Source organism: Deferribacter autotrophicus, assembly GCF_008362905.1.
Classification (GTDB): Bacteria; Chrysiogenota; Deferribacteres; order Deferribacterales; family Deferribacteraceae; genus Deferribacter; species Deferribacter autotrophicus.
In genome coordinates this window covers 101,490-121,938 of record NZ_VFJB01000002.1, presented here as the reverse complement: position 1 = coordinate 121,938, position 20,449 = coordinate 101,490, and the positions used below count along the sequence as shown (strand labels likewise).

The following is a 20,449-nucleotide window of genomic DNA, read 5'->3' as shown; positions in this document are numbered from 1 at the left end:
TGCCTGTATCGCTGACATTCGGACAGTGATATCGTTTTTATTCGGACACCGTATCGGAAACATTCGGACACCATAGCGCTACTATTCGGACACCTTGAGTTAAGCGAAACTAACCTCTAAACTCCCCATAAAGTAAACAAAGGGGGAGTAAAAATGAAGAGGTTAGCTATGGCTATGGTAAAAGATGTTTTACGTTTAAGATTTCAAAATAAGTTATCGTATCGGGCAATTAGCCGTTCTTTAGGAGTTCCCAAATCAACGGTATTAGATTACTGTACACGTTTTCAAATAACGGGATTATCGATAGAAGAAGGGCTAAAGCTTTTGGATAATGAGCTTGAAGATAAGCTATTCCCAGAGCGTAAAGCAAAGTCAAGAAACAACCGTCCATTACCTGATTTTGCATACATAGCTGAAGAGATACGCAAAAAAGGTGTCACATGGTTACTATTATGGCAGGAATACAAAGAAAGACATCCGGAAGGTTACAACTATACTCAGTTTAAGAAATATTGCCAAGATTATATTCAAAGACTATCCCCTACAATGCGTCAGATATATTATGCTGGGGAGACGATGTTTGTTGATTATTCAGGATTAACGATGAATATGGTTGATGTAAGTACAGGAGAGGAGAAAGCAGTTCAAATATTTGTAGCAGTACTTGGAGCCTCGGGTGCGGTATTTGTTCATGCGACTCCTAATCAAAAGCAGTCTTCGTTTATATTGTCTCATACGTTGGCTTTTGAATATTTTGGAGGAGTTCCGAGACAAATAATTCCTGATAATTTAAAATCAGCAGTAATAAAGAATACTCGAGAAACCCTTGAATTGAATTCCAGCTATTTAGATATGGCAAGATATTACAATACAGTAATAATTCCAGCTAGACCTAACCATCCAAAGGATAAAGCGAAAGTGGAGCAGGCAGTTCAGGGGATACAGCGCTGGATATTAGCCAAATTGAGGAATAGGGTGTTTTACGGAGTAGAAGAGATAAATGCTGTTATAAAGCCTCTTATGGAGCAATACAATGAAAAAAAGATAAGGGGTATAGGTAAGAGTAGGTTTGAGCTGTTAGAGGAGTTAGAGCGTCAAGAATTGCTACCATTACCTAAGAAGCGTTACCAATATAGAGAGCACTTATTACGAACGGTTCATTTAGATTATCATGTGGAAGTTGCAGGTAATTATTATTCTGTTCCTTATCAATATATAAAATCAAAGGTTGATGTATGGTATTCCAACACTACCGTAGAAATATTTTTCAAAGGTAAATTAATAGCAGTTCATCCCAGGTTATTTATTAAAGGTCAAGCTTCTACTTTGGATGAACATATGCCACCTAACCACGTATTGAGTAAAGAAAGATGGAGTCCAAAAAGAATATTTTTTTGGGCATCTAAAATAGGCTTAAATACGACTAAGTTGATGAAAATGATAATGGAATCAAGGAATCACCCTGTAAATGCTTATAGAACCTGTATTGCGATATTAAAATTATCCGATGAATACTCTGCAAAGGAATTGGAATTAAGCTGTCAAAAAGCGATTTCAATAGGAGCGTTTACAGTAAAAAGCGTAAAAACTATCTTGAAGACCAAATCTTATCAGCAAAGACCGAAAAAAGATATCACCCCTTTAAATAAGCATGAGAATATAAGGGGTAAACAATACTACAAGGAAGAGAAGGAGGAAAAGTAATGGAACTTGATAATCTTTTATCACAATTAAGTTTAAAAGGGTTTAGTGCTGCACTTACCAAACAACAAGAAAACCCAGTTTACAACGAAATGCCCTTTGAAGAAAGATTAATTCAGTTACTTCAAGCCGAACTATCGGAAAGGCTGAATCGAAAGATTAAAAGAAACTTGGCTGCCGCAAAACTGAAAGAGAAGATGGCAAGGGTGGAAGATATCGATTACGGTATTCAACGGGGATTGAATAAAAGTATAATGACTTCTCTGATAGGAGGTGATTATTTGAGAAGAAAACAGAACATAATTATTACTGGGCCTACTGGTACGGGGAAGAGCTATATAGCTCAAGCACTGGCAAACAGAGCAATTCTTGATGGTTATACTGCGAGATATTACAGGGTTCCCAGATTAATGGAAGAATTAAAACTGGCAAGGTTAGAAGGTGATTATATAAAAATGCTTTCCCGTCTTGCAAGGTTTAATCTTCTCATTTTAGATGATTTTGGTATCAGTGCGTTTGAGGCTGATGAAGCTAATGATTTATTAGAAGTAATAGAGGATAGAGTTGGCGTGAATTCAACAATAGTTACTTCTCAATTACCAATTGATAACTGGTATGATTGTCTAAAGAATGCCACTGTGGCAGATGCAATACTTGACAGATTGGTACATAGCAGTCATAAGATAAAACTTAGCGGAGAAAGTGTTAGAAAACTGAAATCAGAGGAGAATATAGTTTAGTGATACTAAAAAATACCGTGAGGTTAGTTTTGCATAGAAGGGGTCTTAAAATTAGTGTCTAAAGTGTCCGAATGATAGCGATACGGGTGTCCGAATAAAGCGATACGGGCAGGAGCAAAAATTTAATTCAATAAGATACCCTTTAAAACATTTATTGTTCAAAAAATTGGGATGCTACCAGTAAAATTAAATTATATAATGAAAATATGAAAGGGGGAGAGTATGTGGAGGAAAGAAAATCTCGAGCAGTATTCTTTAAGTAAAAGCAAGGGGTTAATCTTAAAAACAATAGATCTTCATACTGCTGGTGAGCCATTAAGGGTTATTTATAAAGGTTTGCCGGAAATCGAAGCAAGTTCGGTCCTAGAGTTTAGAAGAAAATTTAAAGAAAAATATGACTTTATAAGAAGGGCTCTCATGTGGGAACCACGAGGGCATGCTGATATGTATGGATGTGTTTTACTGCCTCCATATAGGGAAGGTGTAGAATTTGGTGTAATATTTATGCACAATGAAGGATTTAGTACGATGTGTGGTCATGGCATACTTGCAGTAATAAAGCTTGCAGTTGAATGTGGTTTAGTCGAAAAAGAGGAACCACTAACAATTATTAATATTGATACTCCTGCAGGTATTGTAAAAGGATTTGCAGAAATTTCAGAGGGTGTATTGAAAAAAACATACTTTCAAAATGTTCCATCATTTCTTTATTTGGAAGATGGTAAAGTTAAAGTTGATGGAATTGGGGAAGTTGTTTTTGATATAGCATTTGGTGGGGCTTTTTATGCCTATGTGGATGCAAATAGTATAGGATTGAATTTGAATCAGGATAATATAAAACAGCTAATTGATTGGGGCATGAGGATTAAGAAAAAAATTATGGATAGTTATTCCATTGAGCATCCTCTCGAAAAAGATCTAAGTTTTTTGTATGGTGTTATTTTTACTGATGGTAAAACCGGTGTAGGGGAAGTAAGTAGAAATGTGTGCATTTTTGCTGATGGAGAAGTGGATAGGAGTCCTACAGGCACAGGAGTTAGCGGTAGACTTGCACTGCATTATGCTAAAAGGGAAATAAATAAAAATGATGAATTAATCATAGAAAGTGTTATTGGGACACGGTTTAAGTGTAGGATTGCTGATATTACAGTTTTTGGAGATTATGATGCAGTAATTCCTGAAGTAGAAGGGGATGCTTATATTGTAGGAAAATCTGAATTTATTATTGATGAAACTGATCCTTTAAAATATGGATTTTTTTTGAGGTAGGTTATGAGATATATTTCTGCAGATGAGATGAATAAGTTGGTAGATTACAAGGTGCTGATTGATCAGATGAAAGTAGCACTTAGTGCTTTAAGTCGAGGTAAAGTGATAGTTCCTCAGAGAATACACTTGGATAGTGGTAGATTTAAATCGACTTATCTTTTTATGCCCGTTTTATCTGAGGAGCTTAAAAAAGTTGCTTTTAAATATGTCGGGGTCTGCAGTGAAAATATTCAAAGAGGAATTCCCGCAATAAACGGTTTTGTAATGCTTGCAGATGCAGTAACAGGTATACCTGAAATGTTTTTTGATGGAGCGACTCTTACTGCCATTAGGACAGGGGCAGTGGGTGGAACTGCAATTGATTTGCTCAGTAGAGAAGACTCTAAAGTTATGGCAGTTTTTGGGACTGGCCCTCAAGCTGAGACTCAAATTTATGCTGCTTTAAGTGTAAGAGAGATTGAAAAAATTTATGTTTATTACAGAAGAAAAGAGAAAGGGGAGTTGTTTGTCAAAAAAATTGTTAATGAAGTAGATGTGGATGTTGAGTTAACAAACGATAAGTCAATGATTGAGAAAGCAGATATTATCATTGCTGCAACAAATTCTAAAATACCTTTATTTGATAGCAGTAATTTGAAATTTAGAGATGGTGTACATATTAATGCCATAGGTTCTTTTAAGCCAGATATGCAGGAAATTGATGAATATGTGTATGAGAAATTTGATGTTTTTGTGGATTCGAAAATAGGTTGTTCAAAGGAAAGTGGAGATATTATCAAAGCAATAAAAAAAGGTGTTATAAAGGAAACTGAAGTTAGAGAAATTGGTGAACTTATTGCAAAAGGGTTTGAATTTAATTTTTATAAAGCCAAAAATACTATTTTTAAATCTGTAGGCAATGCTGCATTTGATTTATATTCTTCGTTTTATTTCTACAATTTAATAGTTACAAAATAGAATCATTTTTTTTTAATAATTCATAATTTATATTACTAAAATATTTATTTTATAGAGGGATATTTCATAAAAAAACAATAGTTCAGTATATTAAAAAACTATCAAAATAATGTTCAGTTTTTTAGTTTTATAACAGCTTAATAATAAAGCGATTTTATTTTATGGAAAAGCAATTTATTTTTTAATGAAACTTGTTCATTATACTTGACAAAAAAGCTTTTTTAAATAATATGAGGAAAGCGGTTTTATCAAACGTAATTTTAAACTCAGGAGGTTGTTATGAGAAAGATTTTTTTATCGTTGTTTTTAGTTCTTGCTCTTGTAGTTAGCTCCTTTGCAGGTGGTACTATTAAGATTGGTGTTCAGGCGCCAATAACAGGTAAATTTGCCAGTGAGGGGCAGGGTATCGATAATGCAGTAAGACTTTGGGTTGAGCAAGTAAATGCAAAAGGTGGTTTGCTCGGTAAAAAGATCGAAGTTATTACATGTGATGATGAAGGAACAGCAGTTAAGGCTGCTATTTGTGCAAGAGAGCTTGTTAACAAAGGTGTTATTGCTGTAATCGGTTCTTACACATCTACTGCTACAGAAGCAGCTCAGGCTACTTATTTTAGAGCAGGTGTTCTTCAAACAAGCGATGGTACAAGTGATACTCTTGTTAAACATGGCTACTGGACATTTTTCAGAAATTCATCTCCAAACAGTGCAGAAGGTAAATTTACTGCGGATTTCTTTATGAATTTTAAAAAATATAAAAGAATTGCTACAATTTCAGATTATTCTACCTTTTCAGTTGATCTTGAAAAAGCTGTTGTAGATAATACAAAAAAGCTTGGTGGCAATGTTGTTTATAGAGGTAAAGTTAAATCAGGTGATCAAAACTTTACTCCTATTTTAACAAAAATTAAATCTTACAATCCTGATGTTATTTATTTCAGCGGTTATTACACAGATGGCGGTTTAATAAGAGCTCAGATGGTTCAGCTTGGTATTAAAGCTGATTTTGTGGGTGGTGACTCAAATGACAATAAAGAGTTTATTAAGCTTGCAGGTTCTGCAGCTACTGGAGCATATATAATTAATGTGCCACTTCCAGAGTATTTGCCTTACGATATTGCTAAAAAGTTCTTGGCTGATTACAGAGCAAAATATCATGAGGATCCACCAAGCATTTGGACATTGTTCAATGTAGATGGTTTAAGAGCAATCCTTCATGCAATTGAAGTACTTAAAACTACAGATACTAAAAAAATTGCTGACTACTTACATAATGAATTGAAAGATTTCCCTGGAATTACTGGTCCTATTACTTGGGATAAAAGAGGTGAAAGGATAACAAGTGCATATATGGCTTATGAAATTCAGCCAAATGGTGAATATAAAATAGTATATCCAACAAAGTAATTACAAGGGCGAAAGATGGAAATATTCTTTCAACAGTTGATAAATGGGCTAACAATCGGGAGCATTTATGCTCTCGTGGCCCTTGGTTATACAATGGTTTACGGTGTAATGAAATTAATAAACTTTGCTCATGGTGATCTTGTTGCTCTATCTGCTTACATTGGACTTGTGGTGATGATGCAATTAACTGGGGCGTCTGTACCTAATTATATTGTAATACCGATAGTATTTATTATTACAGCAATTGTCATTGCGATTATTGGGGTGATTTTAGAAAGAATTGCTTATAGACCTTTGAGGAGTGCACCAAGGCTTAGTGCCGTTGTGTCAGCATTGGGTGCAGGAATGGTAATTCAAAACGGTATTATGTTAATTTGGGGACCTAGACCCAAAATTTATCCTGCAGATGTTGTGCCGAATATTTACTGGAATATTGGTGGTGTTTCACTTGGATTGATGCAGCTAATTATATTAGTTTTATCTTTAGTTTTAATGGTAGTGTTGTATCTGTTTGTAAACAAAACGAAGATTGGTACTGCAATAAGAGCCAGCGCCATTGATCAACTTGCAGCTAAATTGATGGGGATTAATGTAAATAAAATTATTGTACTGATATTCATAATCGGTTCATCATTAGGTTCTGTGGGTGGTTTGTTTATTGGGATGTATTATAAAGGGATATATTTTAACATGGGATGGATTTACGGTTTAAATGCTTTTGTGGCGGCAATTATTGGTGGAATAGGTAATATCCCTGGCGCTATGCTAGGTGGTATGTTACTTGGTTTGTTTAATGCCTTTATTGCTGGTTATGTATCAAGTACTTGGGCTGATGCCTTTACTTACATTTTGCTCATCATAATCTTAATATTTAGGCCAACCGGTATTCTTGGAGAACGTGTTGCGGAGAAAGTGTAATGAACGATAAAAAGACATTAGTAGGATTTTTAGTATTTGTTGCTTTTTTGTTAATTTTTCCTTTTATAGCAAACTCAAGATGGCTTGCCGTTGGGACTACTTTTATAATTTATTCCATAGTTGCTCTCAGTCAGGATATTGTACTTGGAAGAGCCGGAATGTTTGATATGGGGCATGCTCTCTTTTTTGGATTGGGAGCATATTCTACTGCAATTTTAAATACTGTTTTTAATGTACCTGTTTTGTGGACAATTCCCGTAGCTATTGTTTTGCCACTGATTGTTGGTATTTTACTTGCTGCTCCAATCATTCACTTAAGAGGTGATTATCTTCTCGTTACTACAATTGGCTTCAATATAGTTTTTGAACAGGTACTTAAAAACAATCTTTTTGGTATAACTGGTGGACCTAACGGAATATTTGGGATTGGGGCACCTGAAATCTTTAGTTTTCAATTTTTTTCACAGCAATCAATTTACTTTCTATCCTTTTTTGTTTTGATGCTCACATTTTTCATTATCAGAAATCTTGAAACGAGTAAAATAGGTAGAGCTCTACATTACCTAAATGAAGATTCATTGGCGGCAGAATGTGTAGGTATAAATACGCGTTTTTACAGATTATATTCATTTGGTTTAGGTGCTGCTTTAGCAGGGCTTGCTGGAGTTTTGTTTGCTGTGCAATATGCTGCAGTTAGTCCTGAGGCATTTAGTTTTATTCAGTCCGTTCTGTTTTTTACAATTGTAATAGTGGGCGGACCATCATCAATTCCAGGTATTTTACTTGGAACCTTTGTAATGTTTGTATTACCAGAGATTTTTAGACAGTTCGCTACTGCAAGATATTTTGTATTTGGTATAGCAATGATTCTTACAATGATTTTGAGGCCAAGAGGGATTTGGCCAGCTAAATTTGGTAGAATTCCAAAATATATGGTGAAGGATTAAATTATGGCGTTGTTAGAGCTATCAAATGTAACAAAAATCTTTGGTGGACTTGTTGCTGTTGATGACCTTACTTTTAACGTAGAAAAAGGGCAGATTTTTGGTCTTATTGGACCAAATGGTGCAGGTAAAACAACTGTTTTTAACTGTATTACAGGAGTTTATAAACCAGAAAAAGGAGCTATCAGGTTCAATGGTAAAGATATAACTGGTTTAAAACCATATACAATAGCAAATATGGGTATTGTGAGAACATTTCAAACAATAAGATTGTTTGGAGAGATGAGTGTAGCTGAAAATATTATTTCAGGTAGACATAGTAAGAGTAAGCAAAAGTGGTATCACGGAATTTTTCATACACCCTTTTCTGCTAGAGATGAGAGAGAAAACTGGGAAAAAGTATGGGAATACATGGATCTGTTTGGTTTGACTGAATACGCAACTGTTTCGGCAACCAGTCTACCATATGGTATACAAAGAAAAGTGGAGATGGCAAGAGCCCTTGCCACTGAACCTGCCTTATTGATCCTTGATGAACCTGCTGCAGGTTTGAATGATAAGGAAACTTTGGAACTTGTGGATACCATATCTAAAATAAGAGATATGGGTGTGACTATTCTATTGATAGAGCATGATATGGACCTTGTGATGAGTGTTACTGATCAGATAGTGGTAATAAATTTTGGTAAAAAAATATCAGAAGGGACACCTGAGCAGGTTCAGAATGATCCGAAAGTTATTGAAGCATATTTAGGAAGCGATGAGGATGACGATGAGTAGTAAAGAATTGATGCTTAATATTAAAGATTTGAAAGTAAATTATGGAAATATAGAAGCTGTTAAGGGAATTTCATTAGAAGTATATAAAGGTGAAATCGTTACAATTATTGGGGCTAATGGAGCAGGTAAAACAACTACGCTTAGAACTATCAGTGGTTTGTTAAGGGCAAAATCAGGTAGTATCAAGTACAAAGGTATTGAGCTTACTAAGCTTGAGGCTCATGAAATTGTTAAATTAGGGATTTCTCAATCCCCTGAAGGGAGAAGAGTTTTCTCTACGTTAACTGTAGAAGAAAATCTTATTCTTGGTGCTTATACAAAAGAAAATGTTGATAGGGAAAAATTAAAATGGATTTATGAGTTATTTCCTAGGTTGGAAGAAAGGAAACAGCAGCTTGCAGGAACTCTTTCTGGTGGTGAACAACAGATGCTTGCTATTGGTAGGGCATTGATGTCCAAACCAGAGTTGTTGCTTTTAGATGAGCCAAGCCTTGGACTTGCACCTCTTTTAGTAAAGTCAATATTTAAAACGATTAAAGAGATTAGTGAGAGTGGAGTTACAGTTTTATTAGTAGAGCAGAATGCCAAAGCTGCATTGAAGCTTGCTGATAGGGGGTATGTGTTGGAAGTTGGAAAAATTGTTTTTAGTGGAACATCTCAAGAACTGCTGAATTCTGAAAAGATTCAAGAAGCTTATTTAGGAAAGAAGAAACATACCATATTGTAATCAGTTGCAAATAAAAATTAGGGGGCTTTTTGCCCCCTGTATCCTCGATATCAAAACTATCTGATGTCTTTGAATCAGCATAACATAGTTTTTGCATAATTATTTGGAAAATTGTCAAAATGTTTCAAAAAAATACAAAAAGATATTTTAGATGGGGCTTTTCATATTTTTTATGCGCTGTTTTTCACATTTGAGATAAGCTGATAATTTCTGATTACTCTGTTATAATAGAACTTTGGAACCTTTTTCTTTTTCCTGAGTCTGTAATTTAGATTTGATGGCCCTAGGTTATAGGCTATAATTGCATATTTTATGTTACCATTATATTTTTTTAAAAGATAAGCAAAATAACTCACTCCAATTTTTATGTTGGTAATTGGATCAAAAAGTTCTTTTTTATGAGAAATGTCAATGTCATCATTAAATTTTGAAATGTAATAAGCAGTATTTGGTAAGATTTGCATTAATCCAATAGCTCCTTTTCTTGAAATACTGCGGTGGTTAAATGAGCTTTCTGTAAGGATAAGGGAAAGCACAAGATAGGGGTCAATGTTATTTTTTGTGGATTCATCAACTATAGTATAAGCAATATCCATTGTAGAATATCTTACGTTTCCATTGGTAAAATATGTAAGGACATTGTTTATGTCTATTATCTGGTTATACTTACTAATTAAATATCTTGTATCTTCTTTTTCATTTATAAGGGTTGTTATTTTATTTTCGATTTTGTTAATGTAAATTTCTTGTTTGTTAATTATATCAAATAGATAAGCAGAGATCGAGTTAATATATAAACTAAAAGTTAATAATGTAAAGAAAAGAACTTTCAAAAAGCTATTCATAAGGTGTAAATTATGTTTGATTGTCATTGTTAACCTTGAAAAACCCTTAAAAATTTTATATTGTCGATTTTTAAAATATACAATTATTGTATTTTGTAAATGATTTTTTAAGAGGTGGAAGATGGAAAATTTGCATTCACTGGTAACCCAGCTTGATTCCATTGTCTGGGGACCTTTCATGCTGGTTTTGCTTATTGGTACAGGTATTTTGCTTACTGTAAGGTTGAAGTTTATCCAGGTGTTGATGCTTCCCAAGGCTTTAAAGCTTATTTTCAAAACAGTGAACGCTAATAAAGCCGAGGGAGATATTACACCGTTTCAAGCCTTAACTACAGCGCTTTCCGCGACAATAGGAACAGGTAATATTGCAGGCGTTGCTACAGCAATTGCTACCGGAGGACCTGGTGCAATTTTTTGGATGTGGTTATCAGCATTTTTTGGAATGGCTACAAAGTATGCTGAAGCTGTTCTTGCAGTTACTTTTAGGAGGAAGCTTGAAGACGGTACCAGTATAGGCGGTCCTATGTATTACCTGAAAGAAGGGTTGCAGGTTAAGTGGCTTGGGGCATTGCTTGGAATTTTATTTGCTATTTTTGGAATTGTAGCGTCCTTTGGTATTGGAAGTATGGTGCAGTCTCATTCAGTTGCATTGGCTGTAAATGATGCTTTTAATTTACCAAAAGGTGTTACCGGTTTTGTTATGATGATTTTGACAGCGCTTGTAATAATTGGTGGTATTAAAAGGATTGGTAAAGTTACTGAGAAAATTGTTCCATTTATGGCTGTGTTTTATTTTGTTTTTGCAATAATCGTAATATTCATAAATATTGATCAGTTTCTCAATGTGTTGGCTCTGATTTTTAAGTCAGCTTTTTCCCCTGTGGCTGCAGTTGGAGGTTTTGCTGGTGCTGCAGTGAGGGATGCAATTAGATATGGAGTGGCAAGAGGGGTTTTTTCAAATGAAGCAGGTCTTGGTAGTGCGCCCATAGCCCATGCTGCTGCTCAGACAGATAATGCCGTAAGGCAGGGGCTTGTGGCGATGACAGGTGTTTTTTTTGATACTATTATAATTTGTTCTTTGACTGCCTTTGTTATCCTTTTAACCGGTGTTTGGGATAATGGTAAAACAAGCACTGAGCTTACAGCTGCAGCATTTGCTACTGTTTTTGGTGGTAGTGGCAAAACTTTTCTAGCAATAGCTCTCATCTTTTTTGCTTACTCTACCATATTAGGATGGTCATATTATGGTGAGCAGTGTGCAAAATTCTTATTTGGTTACAAATTTAGTTATTTTTATAAGGTGATATACTGTTTAAGTGTATTTTATGGTGCTTTAAGAAAAACAGATTTTGTATGGGATATGGCAGATTTATTTAATGGGATGATGGCAATCCCTAACCTTATTGGATTACTACTGCTTTCGGGATTACTCGTTAAGGTTACAAAAGATAAGATGAGTGATGTTTAAATTTGATAATATTATAGTAGGTAGGTTTCTAAAAAGATATAAAAGGTTTATGGTTGATTTTGAGAGGAATGGAGTAGTTGAGACTGCTTTTAATCCAAATACAGGTTCTATGAAAGGGCTATTGAATGAAGGTTGTTTAATAGCCCTTTCCATTTCTGATAATACAAAAAGAAAATACAAATACACTGTTGAAGGTTTTCAACTAGATGGAAACTGGGTTTACACAAACACAATCAATGTGAATAGAATAGTGGAATATTATATTAAAGACGGGGCTATAAAAGAGCTTTATCCTTATGACTATTTAAAGAGAGAGTATTCAATCGGGGACAGCAGAATTGATTTTTATCTTGAAAAAGATGGTAGAAAAATCTTGGTGGAAGTTAAAAATGTTACATTGCTAAACGATAATGGAATTGCTGCGTTTCCTGATGCTAAGACAGAAAGAGGGAGGAAACATCTTCGCTTATTGACTGAAATGTCGAAACAAGGCTATGACTGTTATATTTTTTATGTAATTGCAGTAGATGCAAAATCTTTTGAATGTGCATGGTACATAGATAGTCTTTATTGTAAAGAGTACAAAGAGGCATTAAACTATGGTGTAAAACCAATTTTTTATAGAAACCATTTTAACGTTGATAGGAAAGAAGTGATTCTAAAACCCATGGGAAATTAGAAATGAATTATTTGGTTTAATTAGTTCTCACTGATAAAGTGAGAACTAATTTTTAAATAAAATTTTTATCATTTTAATAATTTTTAAATTAGTTTTCTTTAGAAAACTAATTTACTAAAAATAATAATTTCTATTTTTATCCTCTTTTCGGGGGTTCTAAAGGGGGTTTACCCCCTTTATGTTCTGTAAAAAAAAAATTCAAAAACTGGTGGGAATTTTTATGAGAGAAATAAAATAAGTCATTTATTATTAATTAGTTGCCACTTTTTCAGTGGCAACTAATTAAAGATGTGAGCTCGTATTCTATTTTTGCCTGAGATGTTTTTAACTTTTTATCAATTTGATAAAATTTTTCAATTAAACTGAAAAGCTCTTTTTTTGACCATTTCTCTGATGCAGATTTAATTTGAGCAATTTTATACGTCTGGCCAGAAATCAAATCTGGTGAAATAAGATAATGTAGTGTTTCAATCCCCCTTTTTGTGAGCATGTAAAAAGCCATTTGTAAATTTTCATGGTTTTCAATCATCAAATTTAATTTTGCAAGAGCCTTCTTCCAATCTTTGTTGTAAAATGATTCAATAAAAGCAAAAACATTATTTACATTTGAAGAACTAATAATGTTTAATATTTCCTCAAAAGATTCAGGCTTTTTATTGTGAAAGTAAAGGGAGATTTTTTCGAGCTCCTGATTAACTATTTCCATATTTCTTTGACATAATTCATAAATTTCTTTTGCTTCATTAAAGGAAATTGGTAGATTTCTTTCTTGGAATTTAGATATTATTTCTGAGACATCATCTTTGTAACTGTGCTTTTTCTCTTTTACAATTTCAAAACTATTTTCAAAAGCTTTTAATAATTCTTTGTTTTCTTCAGCTAAAAAGATTATATGCGCTTCACAGGGTGATTTGAATAATTCTGAATTTTTTGAAATTTCTTTAATCTTATGAGCATTTTTTATAATCAAATGTTTATCTTCACCAAATAATGGATAAGTAAAAAGATAATCTGATATTTCTTCCAGATTAAAGTTTTCATCGCTGTATTTTCTTACATCTGTATTATCATTCTCTTTGATAATTTCTTTTAATTTGTTTTCAATAAATTGAGGACTACCTATTATGATTAATTTCTTCTTTGAAATCATTTATAAAATCCAGAAGTATGTTGTTTAAACTTTTAATGAGAGCTTCCTGTTTTGAAGAGAGTGTTTGAGTGATATTTGTATAAATTGTGTAGTTATTTGAGTCTGTGTAAGTTTTTCGAAAAATTTCTTTTTCAGATTTTTTTACTTTTATTGTCACAGAAATGTGCAATTCTGATGATGTTGCCCTGTAATTTTGCTGTATAATTTTACTTTCATAGAAAATTTTATTTATTTCAATACTCAGTTTGAGATTATTGTTAGGATTTTTAGTGAGAAGATTGTGTTTGTTAAAAAAATCGTAACAGGTAGAATTTAAAATTGAGGTGTAATCTGATTCGGATGTTAAGTTTTTGATTGAGCTTAAATAAAATTTATCCTTTATGTCAATTTTTTCAAAACCTGCCATCCTGTATCCACAGGACAGCAGGATAAAAATCATAAAAAAGCTGAAATATTTTACCAATGTTTTCACTTTACAACCAAACTTACGAGTTTGTTAGGCACATAAATTTCTTTTACAAGATTTTTCCCTTCAAGATACTTTTTTACTTTTTCATTTTCTTTTGCAAGTTTTAATACTTCATCCTTTTCCATATTTCTTGGTATGTTGAGTTGTGCTCTCACCTTACCATTAATTTGAACTACGACAACGATTTCATCTTTTACTGTATATTTTTCATTGTACTGAGGCCAATCTACTTTTGATACATATCCATTGAATCCGCAAAGATGCCATAACTCCTCAGCTGTGTGCGGGATAAATGGGGTAATGAGTTTTATAAGGGTTATCAATGCATCTTTAAAAGCTGTTTTTTCTGAGTCGTTTGATAGTTTTCCTTCTAACAGATAAAGATTGTTTGTGAACTCCATTATAGCAGCAACGGCAGTGTTTAACTGAAATTTTTCAATATCATTAGTGACCTTTTTAATGGTGGTGTGTGTATGATATAAAATTTCTTTTTCAATATTTCCATTTTCGTTAATTTCGCAGTTTACATTGCTTTTTATTAGTTCGATATGTTTTATGATAAGTCTCCATACTCTGTTGATGAATCTGAAAGCGCCTTCAACTCCCTGTTCACTCCATTCAAGGTCCTTTTCAGGTGGTGCTGCAAAAAGAGAAAACAATCTTGCAGTGTCAGCTCCATACTGTTCTATTAAGGCTTCAGGATCAACTACGTTTTTTTTGGATTTACTCATTTTTTCTATTCTACCGATTATTACTTCTTTACCGCATTTTGCACATTTTCCATCTTGAACTTCTTCCGGGAAAAGCCAACCATGCTCTTCACATTTGTAAGTTTCTTTACAAACCATCCCTTGGGTCAGTAATCTTTCAAAAGGTTCATCAAAGTTTATATATCCTAAATCCCTTAACACCTTAGTATAGAATCTTGAATACAATAAATGCAAGATAGCATGTTCTATCCCACCTATATACTGATCTACTGGCATCCAGTATTCTACTTCATCTTTGTTAAAAGGGGCAGTATCACACTTTGGAGAGCAGTATCTTAAAAAATACCAGCTTGATTCTACAAACGTATCCATTGTGTCTGTTTCTCTCTTTGCGTTAGCTCCGCATTTAGGACATTTTACATTTACGAATTCTTCAACCTGTGATAGCGGATTGCCTGCGCCTGTAAATTCTACATCAGTAGGCAATTTTACAGGTAAATCTTCTTCTGGAACAGGTACAATACCACATTTGTCACAGTAGATTATTGGTATGGGTGCACCCCAATAGCGTTGTCTTGAAATTCCCCAGTCTTTCAATCTGTAATTTACTGTTTTTTTACCAACACCTAATTCTTCAAGATATTTTACAATTTCTTCTTTCCCTTTTTCATTATCAAGTCCATTGAAATTGCCGGAATTTACCATTTTACCAGGACCGGTGTAAGCTTCTGTCATTTTATCAGGATTTAATTCTTCACCTTCTGGTTGAATAACAACAATGATATCAAGACCATATTTTTTTGCAAATTCAAAGTCTCTCTGGTCATGAGCAGGTACAGCCATTACAGCTCCTGTACCGTAATCCATCAGTACAAAATTAGCAATAAAAATAGGGAGTTTTCTCCCGTTTACAGGATTGATAGCATATTTGCCAGTGAAAAACCCTTTTTTTTCTTTATCTTCAGCCGTTCTTGAAATTTTATCCTCTTTTAGTATTTCATTAATAAATTTTAGCCCTTCCTCTTCTTGTTTTGTGCCTTTTAACAATTTTTTGGCAGCAGGGTGTTCAGGGGCTATTGACATAAAAGTAGCACCAAAAAGAGTATCTGGCCTTGTGGTGAAAACTGTAATTGTTTCGTCCGTCCCATCTATTTTGAAGTCGATTTCAGCACCTGTTGATTTTCCAATCCAGTTTCTTTGCATGGTAAGTACACGCTCTGGCCACCCTTTGAGTTTGTATGTATATTCTAACAATTCTTCAGCGTAGTCAGTGATTTTGAAAAACCAACCTTCAAGTTCTTTGATTTCTACTTCGCTTGAGCATCTCCAACAACAGCCGTCTTCCACCTGCTCATTTGCCAATACGGTGTGACACTCAGGACACCAGTTAACTAGCGAGGTCTTTTTATAGGCAAGCCCTTTTTTGAACATTTCAAGAAATATTTTTTGTTCCCATTTATAGTACTCTGGGTCACATGTAGCAATTTCTCTATCCCAATCATAACTAAGACCAAGCATTTTTAACTGCTTTTTCATGTAATCTATATTAGAATATGTCCACTTTGCAGGATGAATATTATTTTTAATAGCAGCATTTTCTGCTGGTAGTCCAAAGGCATCCCATCCCATTGGATGAATTACATTAAACCCCTGCATCATTTTATAGCGTGCAATTACGTCTCCTATGGCATAGTTTCTTACATGTCCCATGTGGATTTTACCTGAAGGGTATGGAAACATTTCAAGACAGTAATATTTTTTCTTTGATGAATCAGCTTCTGATTTAAAGATTTTTTCTTTTTCCCAAATATCTTGCCATTTTTGCTCTATCTCAGCAGGATTATATTTCATGTAAAATTCCTCCCTATATTATAACTTTTTAATTTTATAGATTTATAAAATTAGGTGAAATAAATCAATGATTAATTTAAAAATTTTGGATTGAGGGGTATGAGTGAACAGAGGGGAATTCACCCCTCTTTAATTTATTAATAATTTTCTACAAAAAGTTCGAAATGCTCTTGTGGGTGTGCACAAGCAGGACATGCAACAGGTGCTTCAAAACCTTCATGAATATAGCCACAGTTTCTACATTTCCAGTAAACTTTTGTGTCGCGTTTGAAGACCCTATTTTTTTCAATATTTTCAGCAAGTTTTAAAAATCTTTTTTCATGCCATTTTTCTACTTCAGCAATCATTCTGAATTGATGAGCAATTTCTGGGAATCCTTCTTCATCAGCTATTTCTGCAAATTCAGGATATAATTTTACAAATTCCTCATGCTCACCAGCAGCAGCAGCCATTAAATTCTGATAGGTGTTACCAAGTTGTGCTGGGTATGAAGCAGAAATATCCACCATAAGAGGTTCGGTAAGGTTTAAATTTTCAATAACATGTTTATAGAATCTTTTGCCGTGTTCCCTTTCATTATCAGCTGTTTCTATGAAGAAAGCTTCAATTTGACGATAACCTTCTTTTCTAGCTATGGAAGCATAAAAGGTGTATCTATTTCTTGCCTGTGATTCACCTGCAAATGATTTCATTAAATTTTCAAGTGTTTTTGTTCCTTCTAAGCTTTTCTTTGGCATTGTATGACCTCCTTCTTTAGTTTCTCTTATAGAAATTATAGCATACAAATTTTAAACTTTCTTAAAATTCGTCTTAAGTTAAATTAGAATATGTTTAAAAATTATGTTTGTCAATTATATTTTATAAGTAATAAAATTTAGTATATAAAAATATTATAAAATTATATCTTGCTTTTATTAGAATTATTTTTAGAATAATTATATGAGTGATAAAAATCGGTATATTAACCAAATTTTAAAAAGACATAATCTGAAGGCTACCCCACAGAGAATTATTTTGATTGAAGCAATTGAAAAATACGGACATGCTACCATAGAAGAACTATATGAGGAAATTAAAAAGATACTTCCTACTATTTCTCTTGCTACAGTTTATAAAAATTTAAAAGTTCTTATAGATAACAGGATAGTGAAAGAGGTTCATTTAGAATCTCAAAAGACTCTTTTTGAACTTAATACAAAAGATCATATTCATCTTATTTGCAAAAGTTGTAATAAGATTATTGATAGAGAATTTGATAGGGAATCAATTATCAATTTTGCAAAACAATTTACAGATATGGAAGTGATTGATTATGAAATAAATTTATATTTTATGTGTAAAGAGTGTAGATTGCGTTAAAATTAGTTGTTAAAAACGGAAATTAGTGATAAATTGCCTTTTATGTTAAAAAAGCTAACATTTTTTTATTTCTTTTTAACGGCTTTCACCACGTTTTTTTATTCAGACTTTTTCATGTTTAAAGAGGGTGTTTATTTCCATGGTATGGTAGGTATTTTGGGATTTGCATTAAATGCATATTTATCTATTGTTGTTAACGAAAAAAATTTTAAAGTTGTTTTTGATACATTACAAAAGATATATTTTTATCTTTCAATAATATTGATAACATTAATTTGCTTTAAGCTTTATGTTTTGATTACCATTGTAAGCTTTGTATACTTTATTTTCACAATACCTATGTTATTACGATACGATCCTGATTATGTTGGTTTAGAAAAATTATTTATAAAAAGTTCTATTTATATTTTACTTCTAGATTGGGTTTATTTTATGTATTCATTAAACTATAATACTTTTTTTGGAATGAAAACAAAATTTTCTTATAATTACTTGTCTTTTTCTTTCCCTTTATCACTTATACTTTTTTCTGAATTTGTTAAATTTTTAAAAATGAAAAAGAAAGAGATTGTAGTTTCTGTGATTGTTTTAGTGGGTGGTGTTTTAACTATGTTTATTGGAATGCTTTTAAATATCCCGATTATTGAGTTATCGAGTGCAGGGATTTTGTTGCTTCTTATTTTTTATTATTTTGTTAAATCTGGGAAGATTAATGATAAATTTTTATTTTTCAATTATATGGGTTTGCTGCTAACTGGAATTTTCGGCTTCTGGTATTTGTATACAGTAATTGCAGGGGTAAGTGATAAGGTAATACTTTTATTACATGCACATTTTGCTCATTATACTTGGGCTACGTTCGGTTTATTTTATCTGTTTGTTAAAAATGTTAAAAAAAGAATATATTGTATGGCAAATTTATTGTTGTCTCTAGTGTGTTTGTCTGTTTATTTAATAAAACCGTATGCTTTTCTTTTGTATATTTCGTTTTGCTTCTTTGTAATATCTGGTCTGATTGCATTATTTGCTTTCTTAAAAAATGGTGTTAGATATGGATTTAAAACTTCTTGAGATTGCATCACTGCTTGTAAGCAAAAAAGACTTAGATGAATTGATGGATGAAGTTTTATTGCGGCTGAGAGAAATTGTAAATGCTGATGCTGGAAGTATATATCTTTATCATGAAGAATCTGATACTTTGATTTTTAAATATACACAAAATGATACAGTAGATATACCTTTTAAGGAATTTAGTTTGCCTGTTGATGAAAACAGTATTGCCGGATACTGTGCTTTTAAGAAAGAGATGTTTATTATAGATGATGTATATTGTTTAGGAGATGAGTTTCCTTTTAAATTTAATAGAGATTTTGATAAATTGTCAAATTATCGTACGAAATCGATGCTTTTGGTTCCTATTTTTGATGCAAAAAATAATCTTATTTCAGTATTACAACTTATAAATAAAAAAAACATACCTTTTGGCAATCCTATTATTAATTTTGAAAAGGATGTCACTGTTTTTGACAAAAAAGATATTAATGTGGTTCATTCTTTGAGTGGTATTATTGGGGTAGCCTTGGAAAATAGCATACTTTATAAAAACATTGAGGAAATGTTTGAAGGCTTTATCAGGGCTAGTGTTCAGGCTGTTGAATCAAGGGACCCAATTACAAAAGGGCATACAGAGAGGGTTTACAGAATAACATATAAGATTATTGAGGAAATGGACAAAGATGATGAAAATTTTCCTGATTTTAAAATGGGTAGAGATGATTGGAAAGTTTTAAAGTATGCAACACTGCTACATGATTTTGGTAAAATAGGTGTTAGAGAAAACGTGTTGATGAAACCAAAAAAATTATATGACGATCAATTTAAAGCATTACAAATGAAGCTAAAACTTTATCATTGTGTAGAAAATATCGATAAGGATGAGTTTTTAGAGATGTATGAATTAGTAGAAAGGGCTAATGAGCCAACAATTCTTGAAAATGAGCTGTCAGATAAACTGGATAGGTTAAAAAATGTAATATTCAAGGATAGTATTGGGGATGAGTATAGATTGCTGGACGAACATGAATATAAACAGTTGTCTGTAAAGAAGGGTACTTTAACTGATGAGGAAAGAAAAGAAATTGAGTCTCATGTGCTCCATACTTATGAGTATTTGATAAAGATTCCTTGGACAAAAGAACTTAAAGATGTGCCAAAAATTGCATGTATGCACCATGAAAGGCTTGATGGAAGTGGATATCCTTTTGGTTTAAAAGAAGATGAAATTCATATTTATGGTAAAGTGATGGCAATTGCTGATATTTTTGATGCTTTAACTGCTAAGGATAGACCTTATAAAAAAGCAGTGCCTGTTGATGTGGCGTTAAAGATTATTAGTGAAGAAGCTGATAAAGGGAAACTTGATAAAAAAATTGTTGAATTTTTTATAGAGAAAAAAATATACAATATGTTATAATATAC

General features: G+C 32.8%; 19 protein-coding genes. 14 read left to right on the top strand and 5 right to left on the bottom strand.

Annotated elements, in window-relative coordinates:
- Positions 1 to 153 precede the first annotated feature (153 nt).
- From istA to FHQ18_RS02025, 9 genes are all read left to right on the top strand, one after another.
- Positions 154 to 1,704: an IS21 family transposase gene (istA, locus tag FHQ18_RS02065; protein ID WP_149265514.1), complete on the top strand. Its 1,551-nt coding sequence runs from the start codon at positions 154 to 156 to the stop codon at positions 1,702 to 1,704.
- Positions 1,704 to 2,441, top strand: coding sequence for an IS21-like element helper ATPase IstB (gene istB / locus FHQ18_RS02060; RefSeq protein ID WP_149265513.1), 738 nt, complete (start codon positions 1,704 to 1,706; stop codon positions 2,439 to 2,441). The genes istA and istB overlap by 1 nt, the downstream gene beginning before the upstream one ends.
- A gap of 222 nt (positions 2,442 to 2,663) precedes the next feature.
- Positions 2,664 to 3,710, top strand: a complete 1,047-nt coding sequence (locus FHQ18_RS02055; protein WP_149265512.1) for a proline racemase family protein — start codon at positions 2,664 to 2,666, stop codon at positions 3,708 to 3,710.
- Positions 3,711 to 3,713: 3 nt separating this feature from the next.
- Positions 3,714 to 4,667, top strand: a complete 954-nt coding sequence (locus FHQ18_RS02050; protein ID WP_149265511.1) for an ornithine cyclodeaminase family protein — start codon at positions 3,714 to 3,716, stop codon at positions 4,665 to 4,667.
- Between the two features lie 279 nt (positions 4,668 to 4,946).
- Complete coding sequence (locus FHQ18_RS02045) at positions 4,947 to 6,071, top strand: branched-chain amino acid ABC transporter substrate-binding protein (protein ID WP_149265510.1); 1,125 nt, start codon at positions 4,947 to 4,949, stop codon at positions 6,069 to 6,071.
- A 15-nt stretch (positions 6,072 to 6,086) separates the two neighbouring features.
- Complete coding sequence (locus FHQ18_RS02040) at positions 6,087 to 6,989, top strand: branched-chain amino acid ABC transporter permease (protein ID WP_149265509.1); 903 nt, start codon at positions 6,087 to 6,089, stop codon at positions 6,987 to 6,989.
- On the top strand, positions 6,989 to 7,936 hold the full coding sequence (locus tag FHQ18_RS02035) for a branched-chain amino acid ABC transporter permease (protein WP_149265508.1): 948 nt from the start codon (positions 6,989 to 6,991) through the stop codon (positions 7,934 to 7,936). Before FHQ18_RS02040 ends, FHQ18_RS02035 begins: the two co-directional genes overlap by 1 nt.
- 3 nt (positions 7,937 to 7,939) lie before the next feature.
- Complete coding sequence (locus tag FHQ18_RS02030; protein WP_149265507.1) at positions 7,940 to 8,713, top strand: ABC transporter ATP-binding protein; 774 nt, start codon at positions 7,940 to 7,942, stop codon at positions 8,711 to 8,713.
- On the top strand, positions 8,706 to 9,440 hold the full coding sequence (locus FHQ18_RS02025) for an ABC transporter ATP-binding protein (RefSeq protein ID WP_149265506.1): 735 nt from the start codon (positions 8,706 to 8,708) through the stop codon (positions 9,438 to 9,440). Before FHQ18_RS02030 ends, FHQ18_RS02025 begins: the two co-directional genes overlap by 8 nt.
- A 170-nt stretch (positions 9,441 to 9,610) precedes the next feature.
- Here FHQ18_RS02025 and FHQ18_RS02020 read toward each other — a convergent pair whose 3' ends face one another.
- Positions 9,611 to 10,285, bottom strand: a complete 675-nt coding sequence (locus FHQ18_RS02020) for a lytic transglycosylase domain-containing protein (RefSeq protein WP_188020317.1) — start codon at positions 10,283 to 10,285, stop codon at positions 9,611 to 9,613.
- A 121-nt stretch (positions 10,286 to 10,406) separates the two neighbouring features.
- On the opposite strand from FHQ18_RS02020, the gene FHQ18_RS02015 reads away from it, so the two are divergent.
- Both FHQ18_RS02015 and sfsA read left to right on the top strand, forming a co-directional pair.
- Positions 10,407 to 11,753, top strand: a complete 1,347-nt coding sequence (locus FHQ18_RS02015; RefSeq protein ID WP_149265504.1) for an alanine/glycine:cation symporter family protein — start codon at positions 10,407 to 10,409, stop codon at positions 11,751 to 11,753.
- The gene (sfsA, locus tag FHQ18_RS02010) at positions 11,746 to 12,432 is read left to right on the top strand and encodes a DNA/RNA nuclease SfsA (RefSeq protein WP_149265503.1); all 687 of its coding nucleotides are present in this window, start codon (positions 11,746 to 11,748) and stop codon (positions 12,430 to 12,432) included. Before FHQ18_RS02015 ends, sfsA begins: the two co-directional genes overlap by 8 nt.
- 268 nt (positions 12,433 to 12,700) lie before the next feature.
- Here the strand turns inward: sfsA and holA are convergent, their stop codons facing one another.
- The 4 genes from holA to rbr form a co-directional block, all read right to left on the bottom strand.
- Entirely contained in the window at positions 12,701 to 13,582 is an 882-nt protein-coding gene (gene holA / locus FHQ18_RS02005; RefSeq protein WP_149265502.1) for a DNA polymerase III subunit delta, read from the bottom strand.
- Positions 13,548 to 14,021 (bottom strand): hypothetical protein, encoded by a 474-nt coding sequence (locus FHQ18_RS02000; RefSeq protein ID WP_149265501.1) that lies wholly within the window; start codon positions 14,019 to 14,021, stop codon positions 13,548 to 13,550. Before FHQ18_RS02000 ends, holA begins: the two co-directional genes overlap by 35 nt.
- A gap of 29 nt (positions 14,022 to 14,050) precedes the next feature.
- A complete protein-coding gene (leuS, locus tag FHQ18_RS01995; protein WP_149265500.1) occupies positions 14,051 to 16,612 on the bottom strand; it encodes a leucine--tRNA ligase in 2,562 nt (853 codons plus the stop codon).
- Positions 16,613 to 16,749: 137 nt separating this feature from the next.
- On the bottom strand, positions 16,750 to 17,349 hold the full coding sequence (rbr, locus tag FHQ18_RS01990; protein WP_149265499.1) for a rubrerythrin: 600 nt from the start codon (positions 17,347 to 17,349) through the stop codon (positions 16,750 to 16,752).
- Positions 17,350 to 17,551: 202 nt separating this feature from the next.
- Between rbr and FHQ18_RS01985 the strand changes: the two genes are divergently transcribed.
- From FHQ18_RS01985 to FHQ18_RS01975, 3 genes are read left to right on the top strand one after another with little or no spacing between them, the layout of a single operon-like run.
- A complete protein-coding gene (locus FHQ18_RS01985; RefSeq protein WP_149265498.1) occupies positions 17,552 to 17,971 on the top strand; it encodes a Fur family transcriptional regulator in 420 nt (139 codons plus the stop codon).
- A gap of 42 nt (positions 17,972 to 18,013) precedes the next feature.
- Positions 18,014 to 19,042, top strand: a complete 1,029-nt coding sequence (locus FHQ18_RS01980; RefSeq protein WP_149265497.1) for a hypothetical protein — start codon at positions 18,014 to 18,016, stop codon at positions 19,040 to 19,042.
- Positions 19,023 to 20,444: an HD family phosphohydrolase gene (locus tag FHQ18_RS01975; RefSeq protein ID WP_149265496.1), complete on the top strand. Its 1,422-nt coding sequence runs from the start codon at positions 19,023 to 19,025 to the stop codon at positions 20,442 to 20,444. The genes FHQ18_RS01980 and FHQ18_RS01975 overlap by 20 nt, the downstream gene beginning before the upstream one ends.
- The last annotated feature ends 5 nt before the right edge of the window (positions 20,445 to 20,449 follow it).